This window comes from Caballeronia sp. LZ008, from assembly GCF_031451435.1.
In the GTDB taxonomy this organism is placed as follows: domain Bacteria; phylum Pseudomonadota; class Gammaproteobacteria; order Burkholderiales; family Burkholderiaceae; genus Caballeronia; species Caballeronia zhejiangensis.
Map to the genome: position 1 here is coordinate 675,887 of NZ_JARUXK010000004.1, position 23,008 is coordinate 698,894.

Annotated in this window: 33 protein-coding genes and 1 pseudogene; 33 read left to right on the plus strand and 1 reads right to left on the minus strand. The window is 61.9% G+C overall.

The genetic code is table 11. The features are described 5' to 3' along the window. The first annotated feature begins 129 nt into the window (after window positions 1-129). The 32 genes and pseudogenes from QCE49_RS27905 to QCE49_RS28060 all read left to right on the plus strand — a co-directional run bounded on the left by QCE49_RS27905 (window position 130) and on the right by QCE49_RS28060 (window position 22,172). Window positions 130-351: a hypothetical protein gene (locus QCE49_RS27905; protein ID WP_250459802.1), complete on the plus strand. Its 222-nt coding sequence runs from the start codon at window positions 130-132 to the stop codon at window positions 349-351. Next, window positions 348-536 (plus strand): hypothetical protein, encoded by a 189-nt coding sequence (locus QCE49_RS27910; RefSeq protein WP_250459800.1) that lies wholly within the window; start codon window positions 348-350, stop codon window positions 534-536. The genes QCE49_RS27905 and QCE49_RS27910 overlap by 4 nt, the downstream gene beginning before the upstream one ends. After that, window positions 514-1,221, plus strand: coding sequence for a phage antirepressor KilAC domain-containing protein (locus QCE49_RS27915; RefSeq protein WP_309806667.1), 708 nt, complete (start codon window positions 514-516; stop codon window positions 1,219-1,221). Before QCE49_RS27910 ends, QCE49_RS27915 begins: the two co-directional genes overlap by 23 nt. A 1-nt stretch (window position 1,222) precedes the next feature. Beyond that, window positions 1,223-2,395, plus strand: a complete 1,173-nt coding sequence (locus QCE49_RS27920; protein ID WP_250459796.1) for a replication protein — start codon at window positions 1,223-1,225, stop codon at window positions 2,393-2,395. Beyond that, window positions 2,392-2,925 (plus strand): DUF1064 domain-containing protein, encoded by a 534-nt coding sequence (locus QCE49_RS27925; protein WP_250459794.1) that lies wholly within the window; start codon window positions 2,392-2,394, stop codon window positions 2,923-2,925. The genes QCE49_RS27920 and QCE49_RS27925 overlap by 4 nt, the downstream gene beginning before the upstream one ends. Window positions 2,926-2,963: 38 nt before the next feature. Next, window positions 2,964-3,332 (plus strand): hypothetical protein, encoded by a 369-nt coding sequence (locus tag QCE49_RS27930; protein ID WP_309806670.1) that lies wholly within the window; start codon window positions 2,964-2,966, stop codon window positions 3,330-3,332. Then, window positions 3,329-3,724 carry a DUF4406 domain-containing protein gene (locus tag QCE49_RS27935; protein ID WP_250459790.1) on the plus strand — a complete coding sequence of 132 codons (396 nt, stop codon included), beginning with the start codon at window positions 3,329-3,331 and terminating at the stop codon, window positions 3,722-3,724. Before QCE49_RS27930 ends, QCE49_RS27935 begins: the two co-directional genes overlap by 4 nt. Beyond that, window positions 3,721-4,122: pseudogene (locus QCE49_RS27940) on the plus strand (hypothetical protein); the annotation flags it as partial. The gene QCE49_RS27935 and the pseudogene QCE49_RS27940, both read left to right, overlap by 4 nt. A 574-nt stretch (window positions 4,123-4,696) precedes the next feature. After that, the gene (locus QCE49_RS27945; RefSeq protein WP_250459788.1) at window positions 4,697-4,945 is read left to right on the plus strand and encodes a phage portal protein; all 249 of its coding nucleotides are present in this window, start codon (window positions 4,697-4,699) and stop codon (window positions 4,943-4,945) included. After that, the gene (locus QCE49_RS27950) at window positions 4,903-5,535 is read left to right on the plus strand and encodes a hypothetical protein (RefSeq protein ID WP_250459786.1); all 633 of its coding nucleotides are present in this window, start codon (window positions 4,903-4,905) and stop codon (window positions 5,533-5,535) included. The genes QCE49_RS27945 and QCE49_RS27950 overlap by 43 nt, the downstream gene beginning before the upstream one ends. Window positions 5,536-6,251: 716 nt before the next feature. Then, window positions 6,252-6,539 (plus strand): hypothetical protein, encoded by a 288-nt coding sequence (locus QCE49_RS27955; RefSeq protein ID WP_250459784.1) that lies wholly within the window; start codon window positions 6,252-6,254, stop codon window positions 6,537-6,539. Window positions 6,540-6,623: 84 nt separating this feature from the next. Next, entirely contained in the window at window positions 6,624-7,508 is an 885-nt protein-coding gene (locus QCE49_RS27960; RefSeq protein WP_250459783.1) for a hypothetical protein, read from the plus strand. Continuing rightward, entirely contained in the window at window positions 7,508-8,194 is a 687-nt protein-coding gene (locus QCE49_RS27965) for a hypothetical protein (RefSeq protein ID WP_250459781.1), read from the plus strand. The genes QCE49_RS27960 and QCE49_RS27965 overlap by 1 nt, the downstream gene beginning before the upstream one ends. 6 nt (window positions 8,195-8,200) lie before the next feature. Beyond that, on the plus strand, window positions 8,201-8,410 hold the full coding sequence (locus QCE49_RS27970) for a hypothetical protein (protein ID WP_250459779.1): 210 nt from the start codon (window positions 8,201-8,203) through the stop codon (window positions 8,408-8,410). A gap of 9 nt (window positions 8,411-8,419) precedes the next feature. Then, the gene (locus QCE49_RS27975; protein WP_250459778.1) at window positions 8,420-9,064 is read left to right on the plus strand and encodes an HNH endonuclease; all 645 of its coding nucleotides are present in this window, start codon (window positions 8,420-8,422) and stop codon (window positions 9,062-9,064) included. Between the two features lie 12 nt (window positions 9,065-9,076). Beyond that, entirely contained in the window at window positions 9,077-9,655 is a 579-nt protein-coding gene (locus QCE49_RS27980; protein ID WP_250459776.1) for a hypothetical protein, read from the plus strand. Next, on the plus strand, window positions 9,633-11,654 hold the full coding sequence (locus QCE49_RS27985) for a terminase gpA endonuclease subunit (protein ID WP_250497223.1): 2,022 nt from the start codon (window positions 9,633-9,635) through the stop codon (window positions 11,652-11,654). The genes QCE49_RS27980 and QCE49_RS27985 overlap by 23 nt, the downstream gene beginning before the upstream one ends. A gap of 17 nt (window positions 11,655-11,671) precedes the next feature. Beyond that, complete coding sequence (locus QCE49_RS27990; RefSeq protein WP_241484916.1) at window positions 11,672-11,947, plus strand: gpW family protein; 276 nt, start codon at window positions 11,672-11,674, stop codon at window positions 11,945-11,947. 144 nt (window positions 11,948-12,091) lie between these two features. Further along, window positions 12,092-13,609 carry a phage portal protein gene (locus tag QCE49_RS27995; RefSeq protein ID WP_250456869.1) on the plus strand — a complete coding sequence of 506 codons (1,518 nt, stop codon included), beginning with the start codon at window positions 12,092-12,094 and terminating at the stop codon, window positions 13,607-13,609. Then, on the plus strand, window positions 13,606-14,490 hold the full coding sequence (locus tag QCE49_RS28000) for a S49 family peptidase (protein ID WP_250456672.1): 885 nt from the start codon (window positions 13,606-13,608) through the stop codon (window positions 14,488-14,490). The genes QCE49_RS27995 and QCE49_RS28000 overlap by 4 nt, the downstream gene beginning before the upstream one ends. Before the next feature lie 22 nt (window positions 14,491-14,512). Next, a complete protein-coding gene (locus QCE49_RS28005; RefSeq protein WP_250456673.1) occupies window positions 14,513-15,136 on the plus strand; it encodes a hypothetical protein in 624 nt (207 codons plus the stop codon). Window positions 15,137-15,163: 27 nt separating this feature from the next. Beyond that, the gene (locus QCE49_RS28010) at window positions 15,164-15,577 is read left to right on the plus strand and encodes a head decoration protein (protein ID WP_250456674.1); all 414 of its coding nucleotides are present in this window, start codon (window positions 15,164-15,166) and stop codon (window positions 15,575-15,577) included. An 89-nt stretch (window positions 15,578-15,666) separates the two neighbouring features. After that, on the plus strand, window positions 15,667-16,701 hold the full coding sequence (locus QCE49_RS28015; protein ID WP_244173509.1) for a major capsid protein: 1,035 nt from the start codon (window positions 15,667-15,669) through the stop codon (window positions 16,699-16,701). A gap of 8 nt (window positions 16,702-16,709) precedes the next feature. Beyond that, entirely contained in the window at window positions 16,710-16,949 is a 240-nt protein-coding gene (locus QCE49_RS28020; RefSeq protein ID WP_061163933.1) for a hypothetical protein, read from the plus strand. A gap of 3 nt (window positions 16,950-16,952) precedes the next feature. Next, entirely contained in the window at window positions 16,953-17,291 is a 339-nt protein-coding gene (locus QCE49_RS28025; RefSeq protein ID WP_250456675.1) for a hypothetical protein, read from the plus strand. Between the two features lie 19 nt (window positions 17,292-17,310). Then, complete coding sequence (locus QCE49_RS28030; RefSeq protein ID WP_250456676.1) at window positions 17,311-17,889, plus strand: hypothetical protein; 579 nt, start codon at window positions 17,311-17,313, stop codon at window positions 17,887-17,889. Between the two features lie 9 nt (window positions 17,890-17,898). After that, window positions 17,899-18,087 carry a DUF2635 domain-containing protein gene (locus QCE49_RS28035; RefSeq protein WP_061117460.1) on the plus strand — a complete coding sequence of 63 codons (189 nt, stop codon included), beginning with the start codon at window positions 17,899-17,901 and terminating at the stop codon, window positions 18,085-18,087. After that, window positions 18,084-19,577, plus strand: a complete 1,494-nt coding sequence (locus tag QCE49_RS28040) for a phage tail sheath subtilisin-like domain-containing protein (RefSeq protein ID WP_250456677.1) — start codon at window positions 18,084-18,086, stop codon at window positions 19,575-19,577. The genes QCE49_RS28035 and QCE49_RS28040 overlap by 4 nt, the downstream gene beginning before the upstream one ends. Before the next feature lie 65 nt (window positions 19,578-19,642). Beyond that, the gene (locus tag QCE49_RS28045) at window positions 19,643-20,017 is read left to right on the plus strand and encodes a phage tail tube protein (RefSeq protein WP_250456678.1); all 375 of its coding nucleotides are present in this window, start codon (window positions 19,643-19,645) and stop codon (window positions 20,015-20,017) included. Between the two features lie 3 nt (window positions 20,018-20,020). Next, window positions 20,021-20,581, plus strand: a complete 561-nt coding sequence (locus tag QCE49_RS28050) for a phage tail assembly protein (RefSeq protein ID WP_250456679.1) — start codon at window positions 20,021-20,023, stop codon at window positions 20,579-20,581. A gap of 17 nt (window positions 20,582-20,598) precedes the next feature. Then, the gene (locus tag QCE49_RS28055) at window positions 20,599-20,748 is read left to right on the plus strand and encodes a GpE family phage tail protein (RefSeq protein ID WP_156903013.1); all 150 of its coding nucleotides are present in this window, start codon (window positions 20,599-20,601) and stop codon (window positions 20,746-20,748) included. Then, entirely contained in the window at window positions 20,745-22,172 is a 1,428-nt protein-coding gene (locus QCE49_RS28060; RefSeq protein ID WP_250456680.1) for a DNA circularization protein, read from the plus strand. Before QCE49_RS28055 ends, QCE49_RS28060 begins: the two co-directional genes overlap by 4 nt. Before the next feature lie 40 nt (window positions 22,173-22,212). Here QCE49_RS28060 and QCE49_RS28065 read toward each other — a convergent pair whose 3' ends face one another. Next, complete coding sequence (locus QCE49_RS28065) at window positions 22,213-22,698, minus strand: Arc family DNA-binding protein (protein WP_250456681.1); 486 nt, start codon at window positions 22,696-22,698, stop codon at window positions 22,213-22,215. A 100-nt stretch (window positions 22,699-22,798) separates the two neighbouring features. Here QCE49_RS28065 and QCE49_RS28070 point away from each other — a divergent pair, with 100 nt between their 5' ends. Continuing rightward, on the plus strand, window positions 22,799-22,984 hold the full coding sequence (locus QCE49_RS28070) for a hypothetical protein (RefSeq protein ID WP_250456682.1): 186 nt from the start codon (window positions 22,799-22,801) through the stop codon (window positions 22,982-22,984). Window positions 22,985-23,008: the final 24 nt, after the last annotated feature.

A 23,008-nucleotide genomic window follows, 5' to 3' on the forward strand; every position in this document is an offset into this window, starting at 1 on the left:
ACAACTGACGGAGTTCGTCGGCTACGAGGCCGACACCTGCATGGATGAGTCGATACACAAGCAGCTTGGTCGCCAGGCTTCTTCTGTTCCGATTTAGTACTACTGACCGGCATGCCGGCGGGAGATCCCATGCAAAACAACTCGAATCCGGTTCTCTTTGCGCCGGAGCTGCCGCCGGAACTGCCGGCTGCGCAGCAGAAGCAGATCCGCGACGCCATGTGTGCGGTTGCGGCGCGCGGCGAGCGCTTTCCCGGCGAACTCGCTGCTGTTCGCGTCGGCCTTTCGCGGGAATTCGCGACCTTCAACGCTGACTGCTCCCGGGCGGCCAAGGCTTCGAAGGTGAAGGCGTGAGCGCGCGCGATCTTCAGCCATCGCTCGGCGGCGCGGATCTGCTTCATACCGGCCGCTTCTTCATCGGGCCGATGACGACCGATCAATCGATACCGCTGAATGCCGCGCCGAAGATCTGCATCGGCTGCGGTGCTCGCCAATTGGCTGACGGCAGCTTGCCGTGTGGCCACGACAACGACCTGTGAGTCATCCATGAACGAGCTGACAATGGCCGGCGCTCCGACTATGTCGAGCCGCGAAATTGCCGAGTTGGTCGAGTCGCGCCACGACAAGGTCAAGCAGTCGATCGAGCGGCTTGCGGCACGCGGCGTGATCGCTCTTCCCCCGTTGGGGGAATACCTCGACAGTCTCGGTCGGCGCGCGGCAGAGTACCGAGTCGGCAAGCGCGATAGCTATGTGATCGTCGCGCAGCTCTCGCCGGAGTTCACCGCGCGCCTCGTGGATCGTTGGCAAGAGCTCGAATCGCGCGCTGCGCAACCGGCCGTCATCCTCGACGACCCGGCATTCCTGCGCGGCGCGCTGCTTCAGTACACGGAGCGCGTCATCGCGCTCGAGCAGAAGGTTGCGGAACAAGCGCCGGCCGTCGAATTCGCGCATGCGATCCGCGACACGAACGACGCGATCTCGATTGCCCATATGTCGGCGGTCCTCGGCATCGGACGGAATCGCTTCTTCGCGCGTCTCCGCGCAGACCACATCCTGATGGCGGACAACCTGCCCTACCAGATCTACAAGGATCGCGGCTATTTCCGCGTCATCGAAAGCGTGTGGATCGATGAGGCCAAGGAGCCGCACCCGACCTTCAAGACGCTCGTGACGGGCCGCGGTCAGGTGTTCCTGCAGCGCAAATACAGCGCCGAGGCTGCGTGACATGGCACTCGCAGACGTCATCCACATGCCGGAGTACCGCTCGCCGCAGCTCGAGCAAGGCTACACGCGCATCGCAAACGAACTGCTCGAAGCCATCACGCTCGCGCCGTTCAGCCAGAACCAGTACAAGGTCATCCTGACCGTCTGGCGCATGACGTACGGTTTCAACAAGCAATCCGATCAGCTCGCGCTCAGCCAGATCATGGCGCGCACGGGCATGAAGAAGCCGCAGGCATCGCTCGCCGTCTCGCAGCTTATCGAGATGCGTGTGCTGCTGGCGGACGAGGGACGACATGCCCGCGTGCTGTCCCTGAACAAGGTTTATTCGAAGTGGTCGTCTGAGGTTCGAGTCGTTTTGTCGTCTTGGGGTTCTGAAAGTCAGAACCTTTGGGTTATGGAATCCGTAACGGAAGGTTCTGAAAGTCAGAACTCGAAGGTTCTGGAATCCGGAACCACAAAAGACAAACCCAAAACACATACCCAAAAGACATCTCCAAAAGAACACCTTTCGCGCTCGCTTCGCGAACGCTTTGAAATTTTCTGGGCGGCATACCCGCGTAAGAAATCGAAGGCCAAGGCAGAGAAAGCCTTCGCCAAGCTGAACCCGGACGAGCAGCTGATGACGGCCCTGATGGCCGGTCTGACGCAGGCCATGACTTCGGAGCAGTGGGCAAACCCGAAGTTCATCCCGTACGCCGCTTCATGGCTGAACGCTGGCGGATGGATGGACGAGATCCAGAGCGCGTACAGCGACGCCGAACTTGCCGTGATCCGAGCCTTCAACGAGGCGCTTGGGGAGCGAGTCGGCACCGTGGACGAGGCTGCATTCGTCGAGGCGCGCGCCGGCGCAATCCGCGCGTTCCTTGGAAAGCTCGCCGCGGATCCGGAGGCGTGGAAGCGCTACTTCCCGGCCGTGCGCGACAAGGTCGAACTGCCGCCGCACGCAGGTTTCGACTACCTCATCAGCCCAAAAGGCTACGGCGACGTGCGCGGCCGCATGGCGATCAAGCGCAATCCGGACGGAACGCGCGTGCATGCGGGCGACTGGGACAAGTCCGCGAGCGGCATCAAGACCAAGGCGAAGGAAATGGGCATCGCATTTGACGACGAAGAGCCGGTGCCGGCGATCGCCGTGCGCGTGCGGGCCGCAATTGCAAAGCAGGAGGAACAGTGAAGCGCACCGCAGCCCTCCATTACCCGGAAAGAACGACGCATGTCGGCACGGCGCGCGTGCGCGAGGACCGCACGGTCGGGCCGGACTTCGCACGGCGCGAGCTGATGCGCCGCACCGGTCAGCAGCCGGCGAGCGAGTTCGATGACATCGCTTCCGGATACGACCCGTTCGCGACGGCGCCGAAGGTTCCGGCCGCCAAGAAGAAGCCGGCGAAGTACCGCAACGAGAAGTGCGAGAGCGGCGGCATCAAGTTCGACAGCAAGCGCGAGATGAAGCGCTGGCACGAGCTGGTGCAGATGCAAGTTCGCGGCGAGATCAGCGAGTTGGAACTGCAGGTGCCGTTCGTCCTGGCTGAGCCGGTGGTGATAGGTGGCCGTAAGCGGCCGGCGCTGCGGTACGTGGCGGATTTTGTGTACGAGAAGGGCGGCGAGACGGTCATTGAAGACGTGAAAGGCCGCGTAACCGAGGGATACCGCATCAAGCGCCATCTGATGGCGGCGCGCGGGCTGACGATCGTGGAGGTGAAGTGATGCGATGTAACGAGAACTATGCGCGGCAGGACCTGAGCGTGCGCGAGCCGATGAAGAAGACGCACAAGGTGATGCCGCTGAATCAGCGTCTTTTGCTCGAAGCGCTGCGACGTCGTCGGCACGCGACGATCGCCGTGATCGCCGATGAGCTTCAGAAATCGCGCGACGCGACGAAGCACGTATTCGCCTCTCTCGTCCGCCAAGGCTACATCGAGCAGACCCGCAAATCGGAGGCTATTTGCCACGGTCGCGTCCCATCCATTTACCGGTGGACTGGCAAGAGCTTCCCGCCGTCGAGCGAAATCATCGCGAAAGCCGAAGAAGAGGATCGCGTTCTCTCGGTCGCCGTCGCCGCTCTCGTGGCGGGGATTCAGGCCATGTGCCGCGTCGGGAGGGTCGCTGCATGAAGATTTATATCGCCGGTCCGATGACGGGCTATCCCGAACTGAATTTCCCCGCTTTTCATGCCGAGGCAGGGCGTCTCCGCGCGCTGGGCTTCGAGATCGTTAATCCGGCTGAGATCAACGTTGATCCGACGGCCGGATGGCTCGCCTGCATGCGCGCAGACATCAAGCAACTGGTCGACTGCGACGGCATCGCACTGCTGCCTGGCTGGGAGCAATCGAGCGGCGCGACGGTGGAACACACGCTCGCGCGCGGGCTGGGCCTGCGGGTCATGCAGGCGCGTCACATCGTCGGACTGGCAGGCGAAATCCCTGTGATCGCACAGGAAGCCATTGTCGAGATCCTCGATGAGATCGAAAGCGGTGCGAGCGAACAGATTGCGGAGGCGCAGTGAAGCGCAGCAAGCCTCTCGTCAGCAAGACGCCGATGAAGCGCTCGGCATGGCCGCTCGCCGATCGCGCGACAGCGCTGCGTCGTTCGAAGCTGAAGGCGCGCGTGAAGAAGCCGACTGTCGCCGAGGGCTCGAAGTATCTGGCGGCGTGCCGCGGCGAGCCTTGCTTCCTTCGCGTCTTCGGTGTGTGCGTCGGTCGCGAGTCTGTCGTGCCATGTCACTCGAACCAGTTGCGCCACGGCAAGGGCAAGGGCATCAAGGCGAAGCACGAGTTCACGGTGCCCGGCTGCTGGGCGTGCCATGCATGGATCGACCAAGGCAAGGCAGCGCGCGAGGAGAAGTTCTCGACGTGGGATCGCGGGTACGAACGCTGGGTGCCCGTGCGCGCGGCAAAGATGGGTTTGAAGGAGGAAGAGGGTGCGGTGCTTGATTCGAATACCAACGGATACGCGATGGCGCACGCCGCGCGGCCGCAACGGGAAGCGCTATGCCGTGGAGCCGTTTCAACTCACGGCGGCGTTGGAGACGCGGGTGTACAGGCTGGCGCGCCCGACGGTGCAGAACACGACCCGGCCGTTTGTTTGGGTTGATGCATGGATTCCCGAGGATCGCCGGAGCGGAATTCCGGTCCTCGACAACGCGTGGGTGAGGGCGGGTGTGTATCGCACCAGAGCATTCATCGACGACAACAAAAAGACTTTGGCCCCGTTCCTCGAGAGCGGATTAGACGAGATGGAAGTGGGAGATTGACCATGAACACGACAATTCCGGACAACTTCGATGCACTCTGGGTGGCGCTCGGCATCAAGCGCAAGATCTGGACTGCTCCGATCCAGCCGCAGAAGGTGACGGGATGATCTCCGCCGCCTCTCTCGCAACGCCGAACGTTGACGTCGCCGGCATCGTTTTCGTGTTCGTGTGGATCGCTCTGTCGGTTCTCGCTGTCGCCGCGTATTCGCGCACGGAGGTGCATCAGTGAGCGCGCATGCCTACATTCAATACGCAGACGTCCCGCAGAGCTTGATCGATACGAGCAGGCAGCACATCGACGGAGTGACGGGTGCCAAGATCATCGCCTTCGACGGTTGCCCGTTCGCCGGCCAGATCGAGAGCGATGGCGATTCGCTCGAAGTCGAGTTCCCGTTCCCGCGCAACGCAGCGCTGCGAGACAGCTTCGTTGCATGGCTCATGAACTGGGGCATCAGCTTCATGGTGGCAATGTGAGACGCGGCGACTTCCGCGATCCAGCGATCGTGCTTGAGGAGCGTCAGTCGGGCACGTGCCTCGGATGCGCTGAGTTGATCCGCTCGCGCTGGGGCGGAACGACAAAGTTCATCTGCAACAAGGCATTCCAGAAGGCAGCACTGAGCGTCTATGAGATGCGTCGCTGCAGAAAATACAACGAGGGAGTTTTCATGACGCGCGAACAGAGCGAACAGATCGAAGAAATGCTGCTGGAGTGGTATCGCTGGCAGATCCGCCAGTCGCACCGCGAGACGCTTGCGCATTTCTATCGCCCGGAGGATCGCACCTGCCGCGGCTATGAGACGCCGGCGAATGCCGAAGAGGACGCCGAGGACGCGTATCAGTGGGCGGACGACCAGCAGTCCGAGCAGGTGCAGCTGTGCGTCGATGCGTTGCCGCCGGAGCAGCGCGCGGCGATCAGCACCAGCATGCGCAACAAGGAAGGCGGCTATCAGGTATGGAGCAGCGGCCGCGCGGGCGACCAACACGCGACGTATCAAGCGGCGAAGGAAAGGCTTTTTCCGATGCTTGTCGCGCGGCATCTACTTCGGACCGAGGTGCCAGCATAAGACGGTGCCGACGAAAGAGATGGGGTGGCCCGTCTGCAGAAGCAGACAGGCCACTTACTTCAGTTGGGAAAATAAGGCAGCCCTCTCGACAAAGCACGTTTCGGATTATCGACAATCCTGGTCGGTCCTTGCGTTGCAAATGGCCTAACCCACCGCCCCTCGCCTTATGCTTTCGCACCAGATTTTGCTGTCAAGCTTCCTGGCCGGTCAGTGATCTCCGCCCTGTCAAGGTAGCGGTCCATGCTGACAGTTTGACGTCTTTCCCGGAACAACCTTTACCCCCATTGGGTCAAGCGATCATCGGTGACAGCCGATGCGATCGGACGGGGAATTCAAAAATTGGGTCATAAGACCCTCCTCTAGAAAATCCCGTAATTGGGGTGGCGGAAGTCTCTCGTAAACGGTTTCTAGGCGCAATTCACAAAACTGTTGTAACCGCGAAAAATTTGTCAGATAATCACCCCCGGAAAGGTGCGTCCGAAGCCCGCTCGTCGAAAGACTGCGGGCTTTTTGCTTTAGGTCGTTTGAATGTTCTCGCGGATCTGCGCAATCAGGTAGCGGCGAGTCGAGTCGTCACTCGGGTGTCCAGTGTCCGCTTCTAGAAGCTTAAGCTTTGCGATCAGGACGGCTGGATCGACAACGGCGGATTCCACGAGCAACTTCATGAAGACGGTCATAAGATCGGCGATGGCATTCCGCTGACTCGTCATCGCGCTATGAAAGAAGTCGGACCGCTTCAAGAGTTCTTCGAATTGCGCTTGAGCGGAGTCGGTCTGTCGCGGGTTAGAAGCCATTGCCTTTTACCTGTTTGTGAGGAGTCGCATTTTCTCATGTCTGCCCAAACCAATAGCGCCGAGCCGACTTTGAGCCGCGGCGGCGAAGCGATTGCCATTGTCGATAAGCTCGAATCTTTCATCGGCAACTTCCGTTTCCTTTCTTCCGAAGCTCGCGCGCACATCGAACAGCAGTTCATCGAGCTGCGCAGCTACTTGCCGACGCACTGACGCGTCCCGAATCTCCTCAGGGGCATCCAAGCCCTTTCAGACGCCCCGGCCGCGCGCCGGGGCGCTTCTTTTTAGGAGCCTGCAATGCTCAAGTTCAATCCCGACACGAACGTCATCTTCGACAACGATGAAGTGGCCGCTGCACCTATCCGCGAGATCACGCGCGACGAGATTCCGGATCTGATCGCAAACGGAGCGGGCGTCGACCCGAGCGCCAACGTGGGGGAGCAAACCTCATCGCCAGCCCAGACGGATGGCGATGCCCAGGTTGCTCAGGACCCGGCTGTGTCTGCGACCGGCTCGGATACGGACGCTGACGTGGGAAACGCAAGTGCGACTGGTGCAACGGCGTCGGACATCGCCCCAGTCGCTTCCTCGTCGGAGGCGTCGACCTCTGCCGATGCGCCGCAGGACAGCGCATCTTCGACCTCGTCCGAGCAGCTGGACTCGAATACAGTCGATACGTCGAGCGCTGAAGTGGGAAAGCCCGTCGATACATCCTCGACCTCGCCCGCAGCATCCAGCGTCGAATCCACGGCGGCCGCTGACCAGGGAAAAGCGGCAGATACGGCCGCGACCTCCGACTCGCAATCAGTCGACGTTTCGCCCGCGGTGATTTCTGACGCGCAGGCCGACCCGGGCGGCGCGGGCGCTGCCGACCTCAATCCGACGCCGGCCGCACCGAACCTTGATGTGCAAGCGCCGGCAAGCGTCTCGTCGGACGCCGTCCCTTTGGACGTTGGTGGCGCCGCTGATGCGGAGGCTGGCGGTGCTGAAGCGGGGGAGTCCGATGCGGCGCTTTCTGCTTCCCAGACTGGCTCTGGCTCGGATGAGCATCCGCTGACCATCATCGGCGAGATCGAAGCGTTGGTGCGCATGGTCGGCAACGCCGCTGTGCACGAGTACCAGCGCCTGATCCAACGTCTGGCAGATCTCAAGAATCACCCGACCATCAAGGACGGCGAGTAATGCAGAGCCCAATCCGCATCAGCGTTCAGTCGGATCTCGACGCGCTGACGCGGAGGCTCAACAATTTCGAACGCAAGCAACTGCCGTTCGCGTCCGCACAGGCGCTGACGGCGGTCGCGAAACGCGTTCAGGCCGCCGAGAAAGCGGCCCTTCCTCAAGTGTTCGATCGGCCGACGCCATTCACGGTCAATTCGATCGGCGTGAAAGCCGCGCGCAAGAACACGCAAGAGGCGCTGGTGTTCGTGAAGGACATCGCCGCCGCGTATCTCGCGCCGTACGAGTTCGGCGGCACGCACAAGCTGATCGGTTCGGGCAAGACGTGGCTGAATCCGAAGGACATGGCGCTGCTGAACCAGTATGGCAACTTCAGTCGCACTGCGCTGAAGCGTCTGGAAGGGCGGCCAGACATCTTTGTTGGCTCGATCAAGACAGCGAGCGGCGAATCGATCGGTGGCGTGTGGCAGCGTCCGACAGACGTCAAGGCTATCAAGCGCAGCGGCAAGCGCGGCGTCGCGCTGCGTGGCGCGAACAAGACGAGTCATCTGAGACTGCTGATCCGATTCGGCGATGCGCAGCCGGTCAAGCAGCATCTCGACTTTGGCAAGCGCGGCCGTGAGGTGGTCGCATCCACATATCGCGCCGAGTTTGCTGCGGCGTTTGCAAAGGCGCTCGCGACGGCACGGTGATCGACGATGACGATCTACAAGTGCACTAACTTCACCGGCTTCTATCCGGTAGGAGTCGCCGCGGTGGTCGTTGCTGAATGCGCGTCTGCTGCCGAGCATCTGCTCAACGTGGCATTGAAAGCTGTCGGGTTGCCCGGTGATGCACACATCAGTGAAGACGACGCGATCAATTCGGCTGTGCCCGGCATCGTGATGCTCAGGAACGGAGAATATTGAGGCTGCCACATGGCACTGATCAGACTGACCGGCAAGTACGCCGTCGGGCGGCACGAGTTCGCGAATGTCGACGACGATATGGTCGAAGTCCTGTCTCAATGGCGATGGAAGGCGAAGCCGAACGGGAGCGGGTCTGGAGTGTACGCCGTACGGAACACGAAGCGTGACGGAAGGTACGTGACGATTCGCATGCATCGTGTGGTGTTGGGAATGAGCCATACCGATCCGCTGGATGTGGACCACCTCAACCATGACACGCTCGATAACCGCCGCATCAATCTGAGGCCCGCGACCCGGCGCCAGAATGCAGCAAACCATCTGACGATGGAGCGAAATGCGAAGTGTCAGCATTGCGGTCTCGTGTTCACGCGTTTGATCGCAATGGCGCATGCGGCGACGCCCTTGTCATGCGATGACTGCATCCGAGAGCGGGCCGGCGGGATGCCGTCGTCGACCGTTCGCTTCGAGCGCTGCAGCGAGTGCGGGGAACTGTTCACGGCCCGGCGTGCGGGGACTCTCTTCTGTTCCGAGGCATGTCGATGCCGTGCCCGCTATAAACGGAGGGGGTCCCTCTGCGCCCTTCCGACATCGGGGGCACTGCGCGCGCGCGATCTTTCTCTAGCCACAAACTTTTCAAATTTGGGTAACAGGTAACAGATTCGAGCGATGAAACAGAGCGAGTTCGCGGTTCTCCACGGTGTCAGTCGAAAGACGGTCACGAAGTGGAAGGAGCGCGGCTGGCTTGTGTTTGCGGGCGATGAGGTCGACGTCGAAGCGTCGAACGCGCTGCTGAAAAAGTACCGTCGCGACGGTGTCCCGACTGTTACCCACGCTGTTACCCAAGAGGCTCAGGGTAACAAACGCAAAACTGTTACCCAGGCGGCGAGCGAGGTAACACTCGGCGCGCGCGAGGATGCGGCTGACGTCGCGGATCGGATTCTCGCGGGCAACGTCGAGCTGCTTGACTTCGACGCGGCGCGCTGCTTCAAAGAGAACTATCTCGGGTTGAAGGCGCAGCTCGAATACGACCGGGATTCCGGTCTGGTGATCGACGTGGCCGAAGTGGCGAAGGCGGTCGGCACCGAATACGCCAAGGTCCGAACCCGCCTGCTGTCAATTCCCGCGGAACAGGCTCCGCGTCTCCATCGATGCAAGACGCCTGCCGAGTTGCAGGACATGTTGCAGGAGGTCATCACAGAAGCACTCGAAGAACTCACTCGCGATGGAGCAGGCAACCCTAAATAGCACACGGCGATACGCGCGCGGCTATGCAGCGTTGCGCGCGGGCCTCGCGGCGGCGCTTCGCCAGAACCTGACGCCACCGCCGAAGCTGACGTTGAGCGAATGGGCCGAGCGCTATGCCGTGCTTTCGCGTGAGACGAGTGCGCAGACCGGCCGCTTTCGGGCGTTCGGTTATCAGAGGGGCATGCTGGATGCAGTAACCGACCCCAGCGTCGAGAAGATCAGCGTCATGAAGTCGGCTCGCGTCGGCTACACGAAGCTGATGGATCACGCTGTCGGCTTCTTCATCCACCAGGATCCTTCTCCGATTCTCGTCGTGCAGCCTCGTGTCGAGGATGCGGAGAGCTATTCGAAGACGGAAATCGCGCCAATGCTGCGCGACACGCCGGTGCTCGCGGCGATCGCGGGCGATCAGAAGGCGAAAAACAGCGATCAGACGATCCTCGCGAAGACGTTTCGCAACGGTTCGAGCCTGACGCTCGTCGGCGCGAACAGTCCGGCAGGCTTCCGGCGGATCACGTCACGCGTCGTCATGTTTGACGAGGTCGACGCCTATCCGGTCGACGGTGCTGGCAACGAAGGCGATCAGATCGCGCTCGGCACGAAGCGGTCTGAGACATTCTGGAATCGCAAAATCGTCCTCGGCTCGACGCCGACGGTGAAGGGCTACAGCCGGATCGAGAAGAGCTTCAACGAAAGCGATCAGCGCTACTTCTTCGTGGCCTGCCCGCACTGCGGTGAGCGCCAGGTGCTCGAGTGGGGCAGTCCCGAAACGCCGTACGGCATGAAGTGGGACAAGGACGAGCACGGCAACGGCATTCCGGAAAGCGTCTACTACGTCTGCCGGCACAACGGCTGCATCATCCACGAGGCCGACAAGGCTGACATGGTGACGAACGGTGAATGGCGCGCGACGAAGCCATTCAAGGGGCATGCCGGTTTCCATATCTGGGCCGGATACAGCCTCTTTCCGAACGCGTGCTGGTCGAACCTCGTTGCCGAATGGCTCCGCGTGAAGGACGACCCGCTGGCGCGGCAGACGTTCATCAACCTCGTGCTCGGCGAGCCTTACGAGGATCGCGGCGATCGCGCGCTGAGCGAGACGCGGCTGGCGGCTCGCACGGAAGTCTGGGATGCGGAAGTGCCCGACGGCGTCGGTCTGATCACAGTCGGCGGCGACGTCCAAGACGATCGCGTCGAGCTCGAAACGATCGGCTGGGGGCACAACGAGGAAAGCTGGTCGATAGATCACGCGGTCATCGAGGGCGACCCCGAGAGCGCGGAGCTTTGGAAACGCGTCGACGAGTACCTGAAGAGGGTCTGGCGGCGCGCAGACGGCCGCGGTTTCGCAGTATCCGCCGCCTGTATCGACTCCGGCGGTCACCACACACAGAAGGTGTACGAGTTCGCGAAGGCGCGACTCGGGCGCCGCATCTGGGCGATCAAGGGCGAGTCGGCGCGCGGCGGCGCGCGGTCACCTGTCTGGCCGACGAAGCGGCCTTCGTCGCGAACGAAATCGACTTTCCGGCCGGTCATCATCGGCGTGAATGCGGCGAAGGACGTGATTCGCGAGCGGCTGCGACGCGATCCCGAAGATAACGACGGCGTGCTGACGTACCCGGCTGGGTACATGCACTTCCCGACGGACCGCGACATCAACTACTTCGCGCAGCTCATCTCGGAGCGCTCGGTGACGAAGTTCGCCAACGGGCAGAAGTTTCGAGTGTGGGAATTGCCGCCTGGCCGCGCGAACGAAGCGCTCGACATTCGGGTGTACGGCTACGCAGCGCTGTGCGGCCTCATGCACATGGGCCTGAAGTTGAACCGGCGTGTCGAAGCGGTGCAGGCGGATTCGACAGATCTTCTGCCGCCTGCTCCGGAGGCGCGGCAGGAGGTCGAGCTGGATGTCGTGAGCGCGGCGCGGCCAGTGCGCCCAGACGGCCCGATCATCAAACAGGCGCAGCCTGAGAAACGCTCTCGGATCCGGCGGCTCGCCGGCTGAAGCATAGGAGAACCACTTTGCGATGCTTCGACCCGAGCCGCAGCCTGCTCGCCGGCATGGATCAGACAGCGCTGCGGCAGTCACTCGCCAACGCGCAGCAGATCTACATCCAGTTGTCGACGGGCGCGCAGGGCGAGTCTTACTCGTACACGCAGGGCGACGGTACGCGCTCGGTCACGTACACGCGCGCTAATCTCGCGGAATTGGCTGCGGCAATTCAGTTGATGCAGGCGCAGCTCGGCATCGTCTCGTCGCCCCGCAGAGCGAACCGAATTACCTTCACACGGCGATAACGCATGGAATCGAACGTACAGCTACTTGGTCCGGACGGGAAGCCGCTGCCGGAGCGCAAGAGCCGTGCGCTCGCGCTGAACGGCAGCTATAGCGGATACGGCAGCACCAGCGCATTCGATGCGGCGGACATGTCCAGTCAGCACATGCGGGACTGGAACCCGGTGCTTTGGTCGCCGGATGGCGAACTCAACCCGTACCGCGATCGCATCGTTTCGCGCGTGCGCGATCTGGTGCGCAACGACGGTTGGGCGTCGGCGGCGGTCACGCGCACGCTCGACAACGTCATCGGTGCCGACTTCCGGCCGATCTCGAAGCCGGATTACCGCGCGCTCGCCGCGATGACCGGCAACAAGAAATTTGATCACGTCTGGGCAGATGAGTTTGGGCGTGCGCTGGAGGCGGGTTGGCGCACGTGGTCGGAAGATCCTGCGCACTTCTGCGACGCGCAGCGCAAGCTGACGATCCCGCAGATGATGCGCCTGGCCTTCCGTCACAAGATCATCGACGGCGATGCGCTTGCGATCCTTCAGTGGATGCCCGAACGCCTGGCGCGTGGCGCGCGCTATGCGACCGTTCTGCAGCTCATTGATCCCGACCGACTGTCGAACCCTCAACAGAATTTCGATCGACAGACGATGCGCGGCGGCGTCGAGGTAGACGAATACGGCGCGCCGGTGGCGTACCACATCCGGAAGGCGCATCAAGGCGACTGGTTCAGCGGCGGAAAGCAGGTGACGTGGGAGCGGATCGCCGCTGAAACCGATTGGGGCCGGCCGATTGTCGTCCACGACTACGACTTCGACCGCGCGTCGCAGCATCGCGGCGGCGCGGGCATTCTGACGCCTGTGCTGCAGCGGCTGAAGATGCTGATCAAGTACGACGGCACCGAGCTCGACGCAGCGATTATCAATGCGATCTTCGGCGCCTACGTCACGAGCCCGTTCGACAAGCAGCTCGTGACCGAGGCGCTTGGCGACGGTGAGGACGTCGAGGCATACAACGGGTACCAGGACGCGCGCGCGGATTTTCACGACAAGACGGATCTACGTCTCGGCGGCGCGCGGTTGCCGATCCTGTTTCCCGGCGAACAGATCAACACCGTATCGGCCACCCGGCCGGCGGGCAACTTCGCCGAGTTTGAGAACGCCATGCTGCGCAACGTCGCGGCGGGCACCGGCATGTCCGCGCAGCAGATCACGCAGAACTGGGCAGACGTCAACTATTCCTCGTACCGCGCGGCGGCGCTCGAGGCGTGGAAGACGTTCGATCGCCGCCGCAGCGACTTCGGTCGCGGATTTGGCCAGCCGATTCTGTGCGCGATGGTCGAGGAAATGATGGACATCGGCGAGCTTCCGCTCCCGGCCGGAGCACCGGAGTTCGCGATGGCGCGCGCGGCATATACGCGTGCGTGGTGGATCGGTCCCGGTCGCGGCTACGTGGATCCAATGAAAGAGCGTCAGGGCGCGGCGCTTGGCATCGAGTCGGGCTTGTCGACGCTCGAGGATGAGTCGGCGCAGTTGTCGGGCAATGACTGGCGCGACAACATCGATCAGCGCGCCATCGAGATCCAGTATTTCAAGGACCGCGGCATTCCTCTTCCCTCGACGCTGAAAGACGACGCGACGGCGGACGAGGTAACACAGGAACCCAAGGCTCAATGAACAACCTTCTCCCACGACTGGCGACGCGGATGTTCAACACGCCCGTCGCCATTCATCCGCGCAAGGCGGAGATCGTGGTGGCGGCGCTCGCCGATCGGCTCGGCATTGGCGGCATGGTAAGGCTGGACGGCACCGGCATCGTTCCGATGGCGATGGAAGATGATGAGTACGGCTTTGCGGAGCCCGGCCGTACGCCGCGCGCCGGTTATGACAACGTCGGCGGCGTTGCGGTAATCGAGGTTCAGGGCACACTGGTTCAGAAGCTCGGTTCCTTGCGTCCATACAGCGGAATGTCGGGATACGACGGGATTCGCCAAAATTTGCTGATGGCGCTCGACGATCCCGACGTCAGTGCGATTGCGCTCGACATCGACTCACCCGGGGGAGAAGTGGCCGGATGCTTCGATCTTGTCGACATGATTTACGGCGCGCGCGGCGTGAAACCGATCTGGTCGATTCTCAACGAGTCGGCCTATAGCGCCGCATATGCGATCGCGAGCGCTGCTGATCGCATCATCGTGCCGCGGACGGGCGGCGTCGGAAGCATCGGCGTCATCTCCGCGCACGTGGACCTGTCTGAAGCGCTGTCGAAGGCTGGCATGAAGGTGACTTTCATCACCTACGGGGATTACAAGGCCGACGGCCATTCCGAGATCCCTCTTGCGCCCGATGCACTGGCGCGCTTTCAGGCAGACATCAACACGATGGGCGAACTGTTTGTTGAAACGGTTGCCCGCAACAGAAATATCGCGGCCGCCACGGTGCGCGATACGCAAGCCGCAACGTTCATGGGCGAGAAGGGTGTCGCTCTCGGACTAGCGGATGAAGTGGCGGCTCCCGATGCCGCGTTTCGGGCCCTGATCCAGTCGATCCGGTCTTAAATTTTCATTCAAGGGAAGCTATATGAAGCTCTCGAAGATCGCGAGCGCGATGCCGTTCGCCCATTTCCTCGGGCTGCCGAGCGCGTCCGCGTCGTCGCCGAGCGCGGCCGCCCGCGCGGAAGAAGACGAGGATCGCAAGCAGCGCGACGACGAGTCCGACGAGGATTACGCGAAGCGCATGGAAGAGCAGGACAAGAAGGACGAAGAGGCGCGCAAGGCCGAACAGGATGAGAAGGACAAGGAAGCCAAGCGCGCTGAAGAAACGGACGACGACGTTGACGCAGATGCCGACGACAAGGAAGACAAAGAAGAAGGCAAGCGCGCCGGTCGTGCAAAGGGCGCCCGCCAACGCGAGCGCGTGCGCTGCGCAGCCATCGTGGCCGAAGGCATGAAGCGAGGCATGGTCAAGCAAGCATGCGCGTTTGCGTTCGACACCAATATGTGGGCGAGCGAGGCGATCAACGCGCTGTCGTTTGGCCAGGCTGAACAAGCAGCGGCGTCTCCGTCGGCGCGTAAGCCCTCCCTCGACGAGCGTATGGCACACGCCCGTCCGCGCAACCCCGGCGATTCGGCACCTGCAGCGGCAGAGCCGACGCTGGCAGAACGCATCATCGCGGCGGGCAAACTCCGTCGCGGCGAGCTCTAATCCCTCCCCACACCCGGAGAAACCCAGATGGCATTGACTCCTACCACGGTCGGGGAGAACCCCCAAGTCCCGTCGGCATCCGCACAGACGTTCGTTCCCGATCAACTGATCGCCGGTCCGAAGCAGCTGGTCACCCGCAACGTCACGATCACGGGCGGCCCGTTCGTGCGCGGCACGGTGCTCGGCAAGATCACGGCGAGCGGCAAGTTCACCGTCGCGCTGTCGGCATCGTCCGATGGCAGCCAGACGCCGACGGCGATTCTCGCTGATTACGCCGATGGCAGCGCCGGTGACGTCGTTGCGGGCGTATATCTCGAAGGCGAGTTCAACGTCAACGCGGTGACGCTCGGCACCGGCATCACGGCGACGGCAGCACAAGACGCGCTGCGCCCGCTCGGCATCCACCTCAAGTCCTCGGTCACGGCTGCTGACCCGAGCTAAACCCTCAATCGAACTGATGTGAAGGCCCCGCCACAGCGCGGGGCTTTTTCATTTGGGCCACACACTCGGAGAGAGCAATGCCCGGAAACTTGATTTACGACACCAACACCCTGGTCGGGGTTGTGCAGAACCTGAAGATGGCGCAGAGCTGGCTGCTTGACCGCTTCTTCCCGAACATGATCCCGGCAGACAGCGAGTTCGTGTCGATCGATGTCGACGTTGGCAAGCGTCGCATGTCGCCGTTCTGCTCGCCGCTGGTCGAAGGCAAACTCGTAGAGAGCCGTCGCTACCAGACGAACACGTTCAAACCGCCCTACATCAAGGACAAGCGCGCGCCGGATCTGCGCAAGCCGGTCCGTCGGATGATTGGCGAGCGCATCGGCGGCGAGCTTTCGCCCGAGGTCCGCGAGCAGATGAACCTCGAGTTCGAACTCAACGACCAGATCGATATGCTCACCCGCCGCATGGAATGGATGGCGGCGCAGGTGCTGGTCACGGGTACGCTCACGGTATCCGGTGAAGGCTTCCCGACGACCGTCATCGACTTCGGTCGCGATGGTTCGCTGACGATCGCGCTCACTGGCGGCGCGCAGTGGACGGCCGCGAACATCACCGCCGGTACGGCAAATCCGACCGGCAATATCGAGACGTGGCAGCAGCAGATCCTGAAGTCGTCGGGCGCGGTCGCAACCGACATCGTCTTCACCCCGAAAGCGTGGAATGGTTTCAAGCTCGACCCGACGCTGAAGGGCGCGATCTACTATCCGGCGTTGGGGCAGAACGGCAATGTCGTGAACGTAGGCGCACAGATTCAACGCGGTGCCGTTTCGAAGGGCGTGTGGGGGCAGTACAACCTCTGGCTGTACAACGACTGGTACGTCGATGACAACAACGTCGAGCAACCGATGCTTCCGGACGGCTCCCTCATCATGACGGGCCCGGACCTCGACGGCACCCGCGCTTTCGGTCAGATCATCGACCCGGCGTTCAACTATGCTTCGCTGCCGTTCGCGCCGAAGACGTGGTTGAAGGACGATCCGGCCCAGCGTTTCCTGATGATGCAATCGGCCCCGATCATCATCCCGAGCCGCGTCAACGCCGCGCTGGCCGCGACCGTCGCGTGAGGTGACTGATGGCTACCAACGAAAAGATGGTTGAAGCTGTCGTCGCACGCAATCGCACTATCCACGACCAGCTGAAGCCGAACGAAGAGCCGGTCATCAAGACGGCCGGTCAGAAAGTTCGACTGCCGGAGTCGGAGGTGAAGCGCTTGCGTGATCTCGGCTTTCTCGTTCCCGAAAAGGTCGAGGAAGTGAAGCTCGAAGGCGCGCAGATCACCGGCGGCCAGGTGTCGATCAACGAGTCGGAGTGACCGATGGACTGGGATGACATCGTCGACGGCAAGATCCTGGGTCCGCTGATGGCGAAGTTCGGGACGGCGATCACCTATATGCCGATCGACGGTGGTTCGTTCCAGATCACTGGCGCCTACGACAAGGCGTTCTTCGGCGTCGATCCGGTGACCGGGTCGACGGTCGTCACGCAGCAGCCGACGGTTGGCATCCAGGTCTCGCAGTTCCCCGTTGAGCCGCAGCAGTACGACACGCTGATGATCAATAAGACGGGCGAGCAGTGGCAGGTGCGCGAGGTCCATCTCGATGGCCACGGCGGCGGCCGGCTAATGCTCAACGTCATAGGGCAAACCGATGTCTGATCCGACTGGCCGCGCCGAGTTGCGCGGCGTGCTGCTCTCGATCTTGCAGACGATTCCGGGTGTGGCTGTTTATTCGCCCGGTGACTGGAATGTGGCGACGCCCAAGCTGCCCGCGATCAAGCTGCGGCCGGCGAAAGAGCGAAAGCAGTCGAATGGCCGAAATGGTCCGACGGCGTTCACCACCGTCGCGGCATTCGAGATCAAGGCAGAGGTGTCGGCCGCCTCCGGTCCTGCGGCGCTCCTTGCCCTCGAAACGCTCGGTGCGGAGATAGAAGAAGCGATCTTCAAAAGCATTCCGTTACGCCGCATCGCGCAGGACTTCCCGTTCTGCGACACGGAAACGGAAGTGACCGCCGACGGCTCGACGCACGTAGGTGGACTCTCGATCCTTTTGGGCATTGAGTTCTTCGAGACGTTCTATCCAGACATCAACACGCAGTTGCTCGCGATGAACGTGACCGCTGACCTCACGAACGTCGCCGATCCGAACGGCACATATCCGGACCCGCCATTTCCCGACGCTGTCACGCCGGCCCCGCGCACGCAGGGCCCAGACGGGCGCGCGGAAGGCGAGGTCAACGTTCAATTTCCTCAATAGGAGCGACGAATGATCGTCAAACCTGCACCGGGCCTCAAAGTGCGGCATCCGGTTACGAAGCAGTTGCTGCCGGACGAAGGCATCGAAGTGCCGGACGGCGACATCTTCTGGACCCGCGTGCTCAATGACGGCGACGTCGTTCTCGCGGACAACGCGGCTCTGCCCGCACCGAAGCAGTCGGGGAGTGACGCAGAATGACCATTCCGTTCAAGCAGATCCCGCAGAACATCCGCACGCCGTTGTTCTTCGCCGAGATCGACAATTCGCACGCGAACTCCGCGGTTGCCAACCAGCGCGCATTGCTGATCGGCCCGATCACGTCGGCCGGCATCGCGACGCCCAACGTGCCGCTCATTTCGTCTGGCACGGGCGACGCGAACGTCCAGGCAGGCGCGAACAGCGTGCTCGCATTGATGACGGCGGCGTATCGCCAGAACGATCAGTTCGGGGAGCTCTGGTATCTGCCTGTGCAGGACGCGGCGGGCGCCGTGGCCGCGACCGGTACGATCGCTTTCACGTCGGCGCCGACGGCCAATGGCACGATCTCGCTCTATATCGCCGGTCAGCTTGTCACCGTGCCGGTCACGGCGGGCCAGACGACCGCGCAGATTGCGACCGCTGTCGCTGCGGCGATCAATCTGATTCCCTCGATGCCCGTCACTGCAGCGGCATCGACGAGCACGGTGACGCTGACGGCCGACAACAAGGGCCTCGTCGGCAACGACATCGACGTCCGCTTCAATTACATCGGCACGACGGCCGGCGAGGCGCTGCCGACCGGTCTGGCTGCGACGATCACGGCGATGGCGGGTGGGACGACGAACCCGACGCTCACGACGGCGCTCGGCAATCTTCAGGATATGCCGTTTGACTTCATCGCTTGCGCGTTTACCGATACGACGTCGCTCGACGCCCTGAAGGCGTTCCTGAACGATTCGACCGGTCGCTGGAGCTGGCAACAGCAGGTGTACGGTCACGTGTTTGTCGCATATCGCAGCACATGGGCGGGGCTCACCACGTTCGGCACGTCGCGCAATAACCAGCACGAGTCGATCATGGGCTTCAATGACTCGCCGACGCCCGCATGGCAGTGGGCGGCGGCGATCGCGGCGGTGACGGCGGTGAGCGTGCGGGCTGACCCGGGCGTACCGATGCAAACCGTCGCGCTGACCGGCGTGCTTGCGCCGCCGCTCCAATCGCGATTCAACTTGAGCCAGCGCAACACGCTGCTCTATGACGGCATCGCCACCTTCACGGTTGGTGATGACGGCACGGTCGCGATCGAGAACCTGATCACGAGCTACCAGACGAATGCGTTCGGCCAGCCGGACAACAGCTATCTCGAAGTCGAGACGATGTTCCTGCTCGCGTATGTGCTGCGTCGCCTGCGCACGCTGGTGACGTCGAAGTACGCGCGCGTGAAGCTGGCGGCGAATGGCACGCGATTCGGCCCGGGTGCCGGCATCGTGACGCCTAACATCATCAAGGCTGATCAGATCGCCGAATATCAGGCGATGGAGTACGAAGGCTACGTGCAGGGCAGCGATAAGTTTGCTCAGTCGATCATCGTCGAGCAAAACGCGCAGAACCCGAATCGTGTCGACGTCCTCTGGCCGGGCACGCTGATCAATCAGTTGCGGATCTTCGCGTTGCTCGCGCAGTTCCGACTGTCGACCAGCCAGACGTAAGCAGTTCGCCAACGCTGTGAGCCGCCCATCGCCGGGCGGCTTTTTCTTTTGTGGAGAAGCCAACGATGGCGAACAACACGAATTTCATCGCCGGCACCGCGTATATCACGATCGACGGCGTCAACTACCAGCTCGAAGGCGAGTTGCGGTACGACGCCGGCACTGTGACGCGCGAGTCGCTGGCCGGCCAAGATACGGTGCATGGCTTCAGCGAGAAGCCGAAAGCGCCGTCTATTTCGGCGTCGATCCGCGACTCAGGCGGCGTCAGTCTCGCTGCGATCAACGCGATGCGCAGCAACACGGTCGTCCTTGAGCTCGCGAATGGCAAGACGATCATCGGTCGGAAAATGTGGACGGTCGAAGCGCAGGAAGTCGACACGACCGAAGCAAAGTTCACGGTCAAGTGGGAAGGCCTGCAGGGCTCGGTGAAGGAGCAGTAATCGATGAGCGAAACGAAGACTATCCAACTGCGCAAGGCGCTGAGCTACGGCAAGGGCGATCAGGCCAAGACAGTCGACTCGATCACGCTGCGCGAGCCCACCGCCGGCGAATATGAGAAGGCGGAAAACTCGGCCGGTGTCTACGGTCTGCAGATCGCCCTTATTGCCCTGCTCAGTGGCGTGCCGGTCGATGTGATCGACCAGATGTACTCGAGCCAGATCGACGAAGCGGCCGACTTCATCGGGTCGTTCGGCAAGGAAGCGATCAGCGGAATGAAGGCGAGCGCTGACGAGTTCGAGCTTGTTCTCCAATCGCCGGTCAAGCTCACGGCCGACGAGAGCCCGCTGAATGTCGCTTCTCTCGAATTGTGCGAGCCGACGAACCAGCAGAAACGCAAAGCGTCGGCCGCCGGTGGCACGTTCGCCTCGAGTATCGCGCTTATCAGCATCGTGTCGAAGGTGCCGAAGAACGCAGTGCGCGCGTTGACGGCGCGCGATTTCATGGCCGCGTGCGCGTACTTCAACGGTTTTCAGCTCCGGCGGACAGCGAACTCGGACGACTGATTGCCGCCGTCACGGCCGTGCCGGAAGGCTGGGATGACGTTCTCGCCGAGTTGACGCATTTCATGCGGTGGGGGCCGAACGACGCCGACGGCATGACGTTTTCCGAGACCTTGCGCTGGCTTGATCAGGCCAAGCGCATGAAACAACAGATTGGAGCGAAGGCATGAACATTGGGGGCGGCGCAGGTGCAGTGCTCGGCACCACGTCGGGCATCTCCAATCTGGCGAGCTCGCTGGCGGCGCGACTCGGCGGCTCCGCCGGCTCGTACTTCGATCAGTTGCGCCAGGCGAAATTCAGAGAGGTGCCGTTTGTTTCGCTCGGCGGCGAGTCCGCATTCGGACGTCGCAACGAATTGCACGAGTATCCGTTACGCGACATCCCATGGGCAGAAGATCTAGGGCGCGCGACGCGGCGGTACCGAGTCTTCGGCTTCGTTGTCGGCGACGATGTAATCGCGCAGCGCGATCTGATGATAGCCGCGTTGGAAACGCAAGGCCCGGGAGAACTAGTTCATCCGACGCTTGGGCGCCTGTATGTCAGCCTGATGGACTTTCGTTGTATCGAGCGCTGGGAGAAGGGCCGATACTTCGAATTCGAATTTGACTTCGCCGAAGTCGGCGTCCGGGTGTTTCCTCAGGCCTCGGTCGCAGGCGGCAGTCTGATAGAAAGCGCAGCGAATGCGCTCAATGTCGCGGCCGCGCTCAACTTTGCAAAGTCCGCGCTGACAGCGATCGCGTACGGCGCGGCTGTGCTCGGATCGGCGGTGAGCACGGCCGTCGGCTGGTACACGGCGGCAAAGAACTTTGTTGGCGACGCACGGAACCTCTTCCGACTTCTGACGAATCTGCCTGGTGACTTTGGTCGGTTCGCCGGCAGCGCGACGGTGCCGACTTTCAGCAGATTTCCTAGCTCGTCCGTCGACACAAGCGGCGCAACTGTCGAAAGCCTCACACAAGCTGCAACCCTTGCGCGCGCGAATCTTGACACCGCGTCCGCGACCCTGGACGCAGCGGCGCGGAATCTTGACGCTTCGACGATCGACGACTTCACCGCGGCGGTGCAGGGCGTAACGAGCGCGATGCTGTCGGCCACGCCGGATCCGGCTGATTCGATGCGCTTGCTCACATCGTTGGCCAGCTACGAGCCAAGCGGTACGACAACGGCCTCGACGATCGGCACTGCGATGGCGACGATGCATTCAGCATGCTCGGATCTCTTCCGGCGCGCGACCATCGCGTCGATCGCCGTCGCGGCATCTAGTTACGAGCCGACGTCGAGCGACGATGCGGCGCGCGTGCGCAGTCAAGTGCTCGATCTGATTGACGCAGAGATGACCATATCGGGCGATCAAGGCGACGATGAGACGTATGACGCCTTGCGCTCTCTGCGGCAGGCCGTTGTATCAGACTTGAATCAGCGCGGGGCCAGCTTACCGGCGATGCGGACATTCGCGTTCGCGACGCCACTGCCGTCTCTGACGCTCGCGAGTCGCATCTATCGAGATGCATCTCGAGCGGATGAGCTGGTCGCGCAAGCAGATCCGGTGCATCCGGCGTTCATGCCGATTGCGTTTAGAGCATTATCGCTGTGAGGAGGTGCGAACCATGGTGATTTCCACCATAGTTGGGAGGCTACTTTTTCGACTTCTTGGGACTAATTCGTAGGTGCTCGTACTCGGGTTTTACTTTTCCGTTCTCATCGAGAATTCCCAGCTGCGTTCCCAGACCGACCATCTCTACTATCGGTTCATGGGCCGCCTTGAAGTCACCGTGCATCATTGAGTCGGAAAATTCCCTTGTCAGTTCGGTTAGGCGGTCCGCGACTGCATTTCCGGTATGCGGTATCCGTTCGTTGACGAGTCTCAGGTAGACCGCGCACATGGAGAGCAGGCGCTTCTGGGCATCAATCACGGCTTCCTTACGCTCAACGGCTGCAACAAGCGCTTCTATGCCTTCGCTAAGCTCTTTGGAAGGTCTCTGATCGCGAAACGACTCCTCGAGGCGCGCGACGATCTCGGCGTTCATAGACTTACTCGTCTCATCGGCCGATGTTTGAAGTTGCGCGTGCAGTTCTTTCGGCAGGCGCAAGGTGATTCGAGTGTAGCGGTCGTCTTCCATGCCGCTATTACACCATTTTGGTGTCAGAAAGTCTTGACACGAGAATAGTGTCGCTCGTATAGTGTCCGCACGACACGAAAACAGTGTCATAGGGGGTGCGATGAAGGATGTAGTCAGAAGTCAGTACAGACTGCCCGTAGAGGTCGATGCTTGGCTGAAGATGCAGGCGGAGCGAGACGGGCGGACTAAAAACTCGATGTTGGTAGCGCTTCTCAAGAAGAATATGAGCGGCCAAAAAGAAAACGCCTCGTCGGCTGGCACCGGCGAGGCGTTGATGACGCAGTGAATCCATTCCAAAGGAACAAAGGTC